This is a genomic window from Streptomyces viridochromogenes DSM 40736 (genome assembly GCF_000158955.1).
In the GTDB taxonomy this organism is placed as follows: domain Bacteria; phylum Actinomycetota; class Actinomycetes; order Streptomycetales; family Streptomycetaceae; genus Streptomyces; species Streptomyces venetus.
In genome coordinates this window covers 3,497,229-3,507,124 of record NZ_GG657757.1, presented here as the reverse complement: position 1 = coordinate 3,507,124, position 9,896 = coordinate 3,497,229, and the positions used below count along the sequence as shown (strand labels likewise).

The 9,896-nt window shown below is 73.0% G+C and carries 8 protein-coding genes and 1 pseudogene; 8 read left to right on the top strand and 1 reads right to left on the bottom strand.

The genetic code is table 11. The annotated features are described in order from the left end of the window. On the top strand, positions 1 to 1,367 hold a 1,367-nt coding region (locus SSQG_RS15250; RefSeq protein ID WP_003990677.1), incomplete at its 5' end, for a DUF5719 family protein. A 25-nt stretch (positions 1,368 to 1,392) separates the two neighbouring features. Here the strand turns inward: SSQG_RS15250 and SSQG_RS15245 are convergent. Further along, positions 1,393 to 1,848, bottom strand: a complete 456-nt coding sequence (locus tag SSQG_RS15245) for a metallopeptidase family protein (protein ID WP_039932780.1) — start codon at positions 1,846 to 1,848, stop codon at positions 1,393 to 1,395. A gap of 294 nt (positions 1,849 to 2,142) precedes the next feature. Between SSQG_RS15245 and SSQG_RS15240 the strand changes: the two genes are divergently transcribed. The 7 genes and pseudogenes from SSQG_RS15240 to SSQG_RS15215 all read left to right on the top strand — a co-directional run bounded on the left by SSQG_RS15240 (position 2,143) and on the right by SSQG_RS15215 (position 9,869). Further along, entirely contained in the window at positions 2,143 to 2,562 is a 420-nt protein-coding gene (locus SSQG_RS15240; protein WP_039932778.1) for a DUF3499 domain-containing protein, read from the top strand. A gap of 117 nt (positions 2,563 to 2,679) precedes the next feature. Then, positions 2,680 to 4,296, top strand: coding sequence for an L-lactate permease (locus tag SSQG_RS15235; protein WP_039935084.1), 1,617 nt, complete (start codon positions 2,680 to 2,682; stop codon positions 4,294 to 4,296). 114 nt (positions 4,297 to 4,410) lie between these two features. Continuing rightward, positions 4,411 to 5,775: a phosphomannomutase/phosphoglucomutase gene (locus SSQG_RS15230; RefSeq protein WP_003990673.1), complete on the top strand. Its 1,365-nt coding sequence runs from the start codon at positions 4,411 to 4,413 to the stop codon at positions 5,773 to 5,775. 288 nt (positions 5,776 to 6,063) lie between these two features. Continuing rightward, complete coding sequence (locus SSQG_RS39170; RefSeq protein WP_003990672.1) at positions 6,064 to 6,234, top strand: Trm112 family protein; 171 nt, start codon at positions 6,064 to 6,066, stop codon at positions 6,232 to 6,234. Positions 6,235 to 6,352: 118 nt separating this feature from the next. Continuing rightward, positions 6,353 to 7,479 (top strand): annotated as a pseudogene (locus SSQG_RS15225) (SIS domain-containing protein). 114 nt (positions 7,480 to 7,593) lie between these two features. Continuing rightward, a complete protein-coding gene (manA, locus tag SSQG_RS15220) occupies positions 7,594 to 8,745 on the top strand; it encodes a mannose-6-phosphate isomerase, class I (protein ID WP_003990670.1) in 1,152 nt (383 codons plus the stop codon). 143 nt (positions 8,746 to 8,888) lie between these two features. Further along, on the top strand, positions 8,889 to 9,869 hold the full coding sequence (locus SSQG_RS15215) for a cation diffusion facilitator family transporter (protein ID WP_003990669.1): 981 nt from the start codon (positions 8,889 to 8,891) through the stop codon (positions 9,867 to 9,869). Positions 9,870 to 9,896: the final 27 nt, after the last annotated feature.

Sequence of the window (9,896 nt, the reverse complement as noted above, 5' to 3'; positions counted from 1 at the left end):
AGCATGTCCGACCTCGCCGAGACGCGGACACCTCCTTCACGCCCGTCACCAAGGGCACGGAAGGCGGCGGCAAGGCCGAACTCCAGGCGGCGGCCGAGGAGTCGGCGGACGGCTCGGGCGCGGGCGGCGGCCAGGGCAAGAAGGACGACGAGAAGTCCGGCGAGAAGAAGACCGAGAAGCCCGTGCTGACCCCCGAGGAGCCCGGCAAGCCGGTCACCGGGGACAGTTCCGGAGCCGACACGCCCGCCCTCGTCGGCACCGCGGACGGCAGGTTCGCGCCCGGCTGGACCGTCCAGGAGACGACGGAGGTCGCCGCGGGGACCGGGCGCGGCCTCCAGGGCGTCAACTGCACGGCCCCGGACACGAGTTTCTGGTTCCCCGGCGCCAGCACGGCGGCCGACCGCACCGACTACGTCCACCTGACGAACCCCGACGGCTCGGCCGCCGTGGTCGACATCGAGCTCTACGGCAAGGACGGCGCCCTCCAGTCCACGGTGGGGGAGGGCATCACGGTCCAGCCGCACTCCAGCGAGCCGGTCCTGCTCTCCACCCTCACCGACGAGCAGCAGGCCAACGTCACGGTGCACGTCAACGTCCGCAGCGGCCGCGTGGGCGCCGCCGTGCAGGCCCTCGACGACAAGCTGGGCGGCGACTGGCTGGCCGCCTCCACGGACCCGTCGGGCAGCCTGGTCCTGCCCGGTGTCCCCAAGGACGCGACCTCGGTGCGCCTGGTCGCCTTCACACCCGGCGATGACGACGCCGACCTGAAGGTGCGCCTCGCCTCCCCCTCCGGGCTGATCACCCCGGCGGGGCACGAGACGGTGCACGTCAAGGGCGGTATGACGACCGCCGTCGACCTGGGCGACGTGACGCGCGGCGAGGCGGGCTCCCTGGTGCTGACGCCGACGGACGGGGCCGTGCCGGTGGTGGCGGCCCTGCGGGTCGTACGCGGCGAGGGCGACAAGCAGGAGACGGCGTTCATCCCGGCCGCCCGCCCGGTCGGCACGCGCGCGACCTCCGCGGACAACAGCGCCAAGGGCAGCGCCCTGTCCCTGACCGCCCCCGCCGGCGCCGCCACGGTCGAGGTCACCGCCTCGGCGGGCAGCGAGGGGGGCACTCCGGTGTCCAAGACGTACACGATCAAGGCGGGCACGACCCAGGACATCGAGCCCCCGGTCCCCAGCGGCCTGAAGGGCACGTACGCGCTCACGGTCGAGCCGAAGTCCGGAGGCCCGGTCTACGGCGCCCGCACCCTGACCGCGAGCGAGGGCGGAGTCCCCGGCTTCACGGTGCAGACCCTGCCGGACGACCGGGGGACGGTCGCGGTGCCGGAGGCGGACGAGGACCTGTCGGTGCTGCAGAAGTAGGGCGGGCGACCGGTTTCGGCCGGTCTCAGCCCTGGTCCTCGCCGTACCGCGGATCCACCGTCTCCGGCGTCAGCCCGAGCAGCTCGGCGACCTGCTCGACGACGACCTCGTGCACCAGCGCCGCCCGCTCGTCGCGGCCCTTGGTGCGGATCTCGACCGGTCGCCGGTAGACCACCACACGCGCGGGACGGCCCTCGCGGGCGCCGATCGTGCCGCCGAGCGGTACCGCCTCGTCGTTCCAGGCCTGGCCGGGGCCGTCCAGGCGCGGCACCTCGAGGACCAGGAAATCGATGTCGGCGAGCTGCGGCCACCGCCGCTCCAGGCGCTCCACGGAGTCCTGCACCAGGTCCGCGAAGGCCTCCGCGCGGCTCGCGGCGAGCGGCACCTGCGGCGGTGCGATCGGGCCGCGCATGCCCCGGCCGTGGCGATCACGGCGGCGGGGCCCGGGGGCGGCGTCACGGGGCGTCACGGGCTTGTCCATCACTGGTGAAGGGTAGTCCCCGCCAGGCCCGTGCGCCCGGCACCGCACGGCGGCACGGACGGCTTCCGGCCGACCCGCGCGGCATGTCGTTACATGACCATTCAAGCCAAGGTTGGGCTCGAATCCGTATCCCTACGAGAGCGCCAACCTCACGGCAGTTGAGGGTTTTGTGACGACTCTTGACCGCTTACGGGCTTCTCCGACGCGTCGGACGACGCTGTTCGGGCAGGTCAGCCAGGTGGGCCGGACGGGGTGCGTGGGGCGTCTCACAACGCGACACGGGGGAGTGACCTGGTGGAGAGTCGTCGCGGCCCGGTCAAGAGTGAGGTACCGTCCATCGTCGTGAGCCCTGTACGTCGCTGTTCGCGCACCGCCTGCGGCCGTCCCGCCGTCGCGACGCTGACGTACGTCTACGCCGACTCGACCGCGGTCCTCGGCCCGCTCGCCACCTACGCCGAACCCCACTGCTACGACCTGTGCGCCGAGCACTCCGAGCGCCTCACCGCCCCGCGCGGCTGGGAGGTCGTCCGGCTCCTCGACGGTTCCGCCCCGGCGCGCCCCAGCGGCGACGACCTGGAAGCGCTTGCGAACGCCGTGCGCGAGGCGGCCCGCCCCCAGGAGCGGGCGGCCGAGGCCGGCGGCGGGCGCGCGGCCGACCCGATGGAGGTCGCGCGGCGAGGACACCTGCGCGTCCTCCGGTCGCCCGACAGCTGACCGCACCCCGGTTCCTCCCCACGCACACCCATTGACGCGGGCTTGGCGTGGACATGACCATTCCGTTCTGAGGTCGCGAGAAATCGCTTTCGCATGACGGAAGCCGGGGAGGCGCCCGTGTACGTCCAGGAACTGGAACCCGTCGCCGGCTCGCTCGGCCTGTCCGCCCTCGTGGCGGCCCTGCCCCTCGTGATCGTCCTGGTCCTGCTCGGCGCCGTCCGCATGAAGGCACACCTGGCGGGCCTGACCGGGCTCCTCGCCGCCGTCCTCGTCGCCTGCCTCGCCTACGGCATGCCCCTGGGCCAGACCCTCTCCAGCGCCGCCCAGGGCGCCGTCTTCGGCCTCTTCCCCATCCTGTGGATCGTCGTCAACGCCCTGTGGGTGTACCGGATGACCGTCCGCACCCGGCACTTCGACATCCTGCGCCGGTCCTTCGGGCGGCTGTCCGACGACCCGCGCATCCAGGCGCTCGTCATCGCCTTCTGCTTCGGGGCGCTGCTCGAAGCGCTCGCCGGCTTCGGGGCGCCCGTCGCGATCAGCGCCGTCATGCTGGTCGCCCTCGGCTTCGAACCGGTGCGCGCCGCCGTCGTCGCCCTGGTCGCCAACACCGCGCCCGTGGCCTTCGGCGCGATGGGCACACCGGTCGTCACGCTCGCCCAGGTGACCGGACTGCCGCTGGACTCGGTGGCGTCCGTGGTGGGCCGTCAGACGCCGCTGCTGGCCCTCGTGGTGCCCCTCGTGCTGGTCTGGCTGGTGGACGGCCGGCGCGGCCTGCGCGAGACCTGGGTGCCCGCCCTGGCCTGCGGAGTCGCCTTCGCCGTAGCCCAGTTCGCCGCCTCCAACTACCTCTCCGCCCAACTCGCCGACATCGGCGCCGCCCTGGCGGGCGCGGGCGCCCTGGTCGCGACGCCGCACGCGCGCGTGCCCGCCGCCGACTCGGTGCGCGCCTCCGTGCTCACCGGCGCCCGCAGCGAGGAACTCGACGAGGAGGACCCGCCCCGCGAGGTCCTGCGGGCCTACGCCCCCTACGCGATGATCGTCGTGATCTTCTCCGTCGCGCAGATACCGGCCGTCAAGGACTGGCTGGCCGAGGCGACCCAGACCTTCGACTGGCCCTTCCTGAACGTGGCCGGACCGGACGGCGAACCGGTGAGCGGCAACGTCTTCAGCTGGCCGATCGTGTCGACCGGCGGCACGCTGGTGCTCCTCGCCGGGATCTGCACCGCCGCCGTCATCGGGGTGCACGCGCGCGTGGCCGTCCGGGAATGGCTCGCCACCGTCCACGAGCTGCGCTTCGCGATCCTGACGGTGACGTCCGTACTGGCCCTCGCCTACGTCATGAACCTCTCCGGCCAGGCGGCGACGATCGGCTACTTCGTCGCGGCGGCCGGAGCCGGGCTCGCGTTCCTGTCGCCCGCCCTCGGCTGGTTCGGAGTCGCCGTGTCCGGCTCGGACACCTCGGCCAACGCCCTCTTCGGCGCCCTCCAGGTCACCGCCGCCCGCGAGTCGGGGCTGTCGCCCGACCTCCTGGCCGCCGCCAACAGCTCCGGCGGCGTCCTCGGCAAGATGATCTCCCCGCAGAACCTCACCATCGCCTGCGCGGCCGTCGGACTGGCGGGCCGAGAGGGCGACCTGCTGCGCAAGGTGCTGCCGTGGAGCCTGGGCCTGCTGCTGGTCATGTGCCTGATCGTCGTGGGCCAGAGCACCCCCGTCCTGGCCTGGATGCTGCCCTGACCTGAGGTGACGTCTCGCTGCTCTCCCGGAGCTCTCTCGGCAACCGCACAGCGCGCTGCCGGCGGGCGAGGGTAGTTTGGGCCGACCGACAGTACTTTTTCAGGAAGGTTGGCCGTGGCTGCTGATCTGTCGCAGGTCGTGAAGGCGTACGACGTACGCGGAGTCGTCCCCGACCAGTGGGACGAGTCCCTGGCCGAGCTCTTCGGAGCGGCCTTCGTCCGGGTCACCGGCGCGAGCGCCATCGCGACCGGGCACGACATGCGGCCCTCCTCACCCGGCCTGTCCCGGGCCTTCGCACGCGGGGCCGCCGCACTGGGCGCCGACGTGACGGAGATCGGCCTGTGCTCGACGGATCAGCTCTACTACGCCTCGGGCGCGCTGAACCTGCCCGGCGCCATGTTCACCGCCTCGCACAACCCGGCCCAGTACAACGGCATCAAGATGTGCCGCGCGGGTGCCGCCCCGGTCGGCCAGGACACCGGCCTGACGGAGATCCGCGAACTGGTGGAGGGCTGGAGCGAGTCGGGCGCCCCGGAGCCGGCCGCGAAGGCGGGCACCATCACCGGCCGCGACACGCTGTCGGACTACGCGGCCCACCTGCGCTCCCTGGTCGACCTGACCGCCATCCGCCCCCTGAAGGTCGTCGTCGACGCGGGCAACGGCATGGGCGGCCACACGGTCCCCGAGGTCTTCGCCGGTCTGCCCCTGACCCTGGTGCCGATGTACTTCGAGCTGGACGGCACCTTCCCCAACCACGAGGCCAACCCCCTCGACCCCGCCAACCTCGTCGACCTCCGGAAGCGGGTCCGCGAGGAGGGCGCCGACCTCGGCCTCGCCTTCGACGGCGACGCCGACCGCTGCTTCGTCGTCGACCAGCAGGGCGAGCCCGTCTCCCCGTCGGCGATCACGGCCCTGGTGGCCTCCCGCGAACTGGCCCGGCACGGCGGCAAGGGCACGATCATCCACAACCTGATCACCTCCCGGTCGGTCGCCGAGGTCGTGAAGGAGAACGGCGGCACCCCGGCCCGCACCCGCGTCGGCCACTCCTTCATCAAGGCCGAGATGGCCCGCACGGGCGCGATCTTCGGTGGCGAGCACTCCGCCCACTACTACTTCCGCGACTTCTGGAACGCCGACACGGGCATGCTGGCCGCACTCCACGTCCTGGCGGCCCTGGGCGGCCAGGTGGGCCCCCTCTCCTCCCTGGTGTCCCAGTACGACCGCTACGCCGGCTCCGGCGAGATCAACTCCACGGTCACCGACCAGGCGGGCCGCCTCGCCGCGATCCGCTCCGCGTACGAGAACCGCGAGGGCATCGACCTCGACGACCTGGACGGCCTGACCGTCTCCGCCCCCGACTGGTGGTTCAACGTCCGCCCCTCCAACACGGAACCCCTGCTGCGCCTGAACGCGGAGGCCAGGGACCCGGAGACGATGGCCAGAGTGCGGGACGAGGCACTGGCCATCATCAGGGGCTGAGGAGGCCGACCCGGCGTCCTGTCCAGCCGACCCGGCCAGGGCTCGGCTTCCCGCTGTCCAGCCGATTCGGCTTCCGGGCTCGGCTTTCTGTGTCCGACGGCTTCGGGGGCGAGTCCGGCTTCCTGTCCGACCGATTCGGGTGGTGGGTGGGCAAAGGTCCGGGGGTCCAGGGGGCGGAGCCCCTGGCGGCCTCAAAGGGGCAGCACCCCTTTCACCCGACCCCCGTCACCCACCCCACGGCGGTACCCTGACCAGGCATCCACCCCGCCGATCTCCGAAGGAACCCGCATGCCACTCGAAGCCGGCCTCCTGGACATCCTCGCCTGCCCGGCCTGCCACGCCCCCCTCGAGGAGAAGGACACCGAACTCCTCTGCACCGCCCAGAACTGCGGCCTGGCCTACCCCGTCCGCGACGGCATCCCCGTCCTCCTGGTCGACGAGGCCCGCCGCCCGGCTTGACCCGACCCGGGGCAGCCCCAGCGGCGCACATGGTCCCCGGCACAACGGGCATCGACGTAGGACACACACAAGAGTCCCGGGACTGAAACGGACCCCGGCGATCGGAGGCTGCCGCCCCATGCTCGACGAATCGCTGCTCGACTCCCCGGAGGGCCTCGCCGAGGCCGACCACCGCGGCCTGCTCCGCGGCGCCGCGGAAGCCGGCGCCCGCGTCCGCACGGCCGCCCGCCACTCCGCCGAGGCCGGCGTCAACGGCCTCAAGCCCGACGGCCGCCCCCGCGCCGTCCTCATCGCGGGCCCGGGCGCGGCCGCCACCCACGCCGCCGACCTCCTCGGCACCCTCGCCGGCGCCGGCAGCCCGGTCATCCGGCTGGCCCCCACCGGGGTCGCCCCCGCCGCAGGCGCCCTGCGCTGGGAACTGCCCGGCTGGACCGGCTCCGTCGACCTCCTCCTGATCACCACCCCGGACGGCACCGAACCGGGCCTGTCCCTCCTCGCCGAGCAGGCCTACCGCCGTGGCTGCACCGTCGTCGCCGTGGCCCCCGGCCGTACCCCGCTCGCCGACGCCGTAGCCGGCTCGCACGGCCTGTTCGTGCCCATGGCGACCGCCCCGTACGACCAGGAGGAGCCCTTCGCCGCGTCCGCCCCCGGCGTCCTGTGGGCCCTGCTCACCCCGCTCCTCGCGCTCCTGGACCGTACGGGTGTGCTCGCCTCCCCCCGGACGCCCTGGGCAAGGTCGCCGACCGCCTCGACCGCGTCGCCGAGTTCTGCGGCCCCGCCATCGCCACCTACAGCAACCCCGCCAAGACCCTGGCCGCCGAGCTCGCCGACGCGCTCCCGGTCGTCTGGACCGAGGGCCTCTCGGCCGGCCCGGCGGGCCGCCGCTTCGCCGCCGCGCTCGCCGAACTGTCCGGCATCCCCGCGGTGGTCGCCGAACTCCCCGAGGCCCTCGCCGCCCACGGCGCGCTGCTCGCCGGCCCGCTGGCCGCCAGCGCCGACCCCGACGACTTCTTCCGCGACCGCGTCGAGGAACCACCCGCCCTTCACGCGCGCGTGGTGCTCCTCCGCGACCGCCCCATCGGCGGCCTCACCGCCGCCCCCGGCGCCCGCGACCTGGCCCTCAGCCACGACACCCCGATCAGCGAGCTCGAACCCGAGGCGGGCGACGAACTGGAGACCCTCGCTGAACTGATCGCCATCACGGATTTCGCCGCGGTTTACCTGGCGCTCGCTTCGAGGGCCTGATCATGCCCGGGACACCCTGACCCCGAGCCCAGCCCCTGTAAGCCCGCCCGGCACGCCACAGCCGTACGCACGTCGTACGTATGTCGTACGCACAGAACACGCAGAGAGACCTCCATGGACCGCCTCGACAACACCGTCCGCCCCTACGCCTGGGGCTCCACCACCGCCATCCCGCACCTGCTCGGCATCGAACCGACCGGCGAACCGCAGGCGGAGATGTGGATGGGCGCCCACCCGGGCGCACCCTCGCGCACCGGCCGGGGCACGCTCGTCGAGGTCATCGACGCCGACCCCGAGAAGGAACTCGGACCGGCCACCGTCGCCAAGTTCGGGCCCCGCCTGCCCTTCCTCCTCAAGATCCTCGCCGCCGGCGGCCCGCTCTCCCTCCAGGTCCACCCCGACCTGGAGCAGGCCAAGGAGGGCTACGCAGACGAGGAGCGCCGCGGCATCCCCGTGGACGCCCCGCACCGCAACTACAAGGACGCCAACCACAAGCCCGAACTGATCTGCGCGCTCACCGAGTTCGACGGCCTCTGCGGCTTCCGCTCCCCGCTCGCGGCCGCCGCCCTGCTCGACGACCTCGGCGTCGACTCCCTCAAGCCGTACGTCGACCTGCTGCACGCCCACCCCGAGGACGCCGCCCTGCGCGAGGTCCTCACGGCGATCCTCACCGCCGACCCCGAGGAGATGTCCCGCACGGTGGAGGAGGCGGCGGCCGCCTGCACCCGCCTCGGCGGCGCCTACGCCCCCTACGCCGACATCGCCCACCACTACCCGGGCGACCCCGGCGTCATCGCCGCGATGCTGCTGAACCACGTCCGGCTCCAGCCGGGCGAGGCCCTCTACCTCGGCGCCGGAGTCCCGCACGCCTACCTCTCCGGCCTCGGCGTGGAGATCATGGCCAACTCCGACAACGTCCTGCGCTGCGGCCTCACCCCCAAGCACGTCGACGTCCCCGAACTCCTGCGCATCGTCCGCTTCCGCCCCAGCGACCCCGGCGTCCTGCGCCCCGAGGCCGCCCCGGACGGCGAGGAGCTCTACGAGACCCCGATCGACGAGTTCCGCCTGTCCCGCCATGTCCTCCCCGAGCAAGGCACCGCCCAGGACCTCACCCGCGCGACCCCCCAGATCCTGCTCTGCACGGCCGGCTCCGTCCGGGCGGGCGAGCACGACCTGACACCGGGCCGGTCCGTCTTCGTCCCGGCAGGCGAAAAGGCCGAAGTGTCCGGAACGGGCACGCTCTTCCGGGCCACGGTCGTCGCCTGACCCTTCCCAGGGCGGTCCTGGGGTACCCGCGCCTGAGCGGGCTGCAACAATGGCCCACCGTCAAGCACGGGTAAAGCCACGGGCGGCGCACCAAGGCGGGCGCCCGGCCCCTGGAACGGCGTACGAAGGGACAACGCGGACATATGAGCGCGTCAGGCGGCACCAAGGCGATCGTGGCGGCACTGGGCGCCAACCTAGCGATCGCGGTAGCGAAGTTCGTGGCGTTCATCTTCAGCGGCTCGTCGTCGATGCTCGCCGAGTCCGTGCACTCGGTCGCCGACTCCGGCAACCAGGCGCTGCTCCTGGTCGGCGGCAAGAAGGCCCAGCGCGAGGCCACCCCGCAGCACCCCTTCGGATACGGCCGCGAACGCTACGTCTACGCCTTCCTCGTCTCCATCGTGCTCTTCTCGGTCGGCGGCATGTTCGCCCTCTACGAGGGCTACGAGAAGATCAAGCAACCGCACGAGCTGGAGCACTGGTACTGGCCGGTCGGCGTCCTGGTCTTCGCGATCATCGCCGAGGGGTTCTCCTTCCGCACCGCCATCAAGGAGTCCAACACCCTGCGCGGCGGCCGCTCCTGGACCGAGTTCGTCCGCCGCGCCAAGGCCCCCGAGCTGCCGGTCGTCCTGCTGGAGGACCTCGGCGCCCTCGTCGGCCTGGTCCTCGCGCTCGGTGGCGTCGGCCTCGCCCTGCTCACCGGCGACAGCGTCTGGGACGGCATCGGCACCCTCTGCATCGGCGTCCTGCTCATCCTCATCGCCCTGGTCCTCGCCGCCGAGACCAAGTCGCTGCTGCTCGGTGAGGCCGCCGGCCCCGAGGAGACCGAGAAGATCGCGACCGCCCTCGTCGACGGCGACACGGTCACCCGCGTCATCCACATGCGCACGCTCCACCTCGGCCCCGAGGAACTCCTGGTCGCCGCCAAGATCGCCGTCCGCCACGAGGAGACGGCCACCGAGATCGCCACCGCCATCAACGCCGCCGAGGCCCGCATCCGCGACGCCGTCCCGATCGCCCGCGTCATCTACCTCGAGCCGGACATCTACAGCGAGGCCGAAGCCGCCAAGGGCCCCGACCCCGAGGCGACCCCGGGCGGTCCGGCCCCCCACGCCGCCGACCACTGAGCACCTCGCCTCCTCCGCACCCGTGGG

Coding starts and splice junctions, on each gene's coding strand:
- SSQG_RS15245 (WP_039932780.1), bottom strand. CDS start 1,848: ATGGACAAGCCCGTGACGCCCCGTGACGCCGCCCCCGGGCCCCGCCGC.
- SSQG_RS39170 (WP_003990672.1), top strand. CDS start 6,064: ATGCCACTCGAAGCCGGCCTCCTGGACATCCTCGCCTGCCCGGCCTGC.
- manA (WP_003990670.1), top strand. CDS start 7,594: ATGGACCGCCTCGACAACACCGTCCGCCCCTACGCCTGGGGCTCCACC.
- SSQG_RS15215 (WP_003990669.1), top strand. CDS start 8,889: ATGAGCGCGTCAGGCGGCACCAAGGCGATCGTGGCGGCACTGGGCGCC.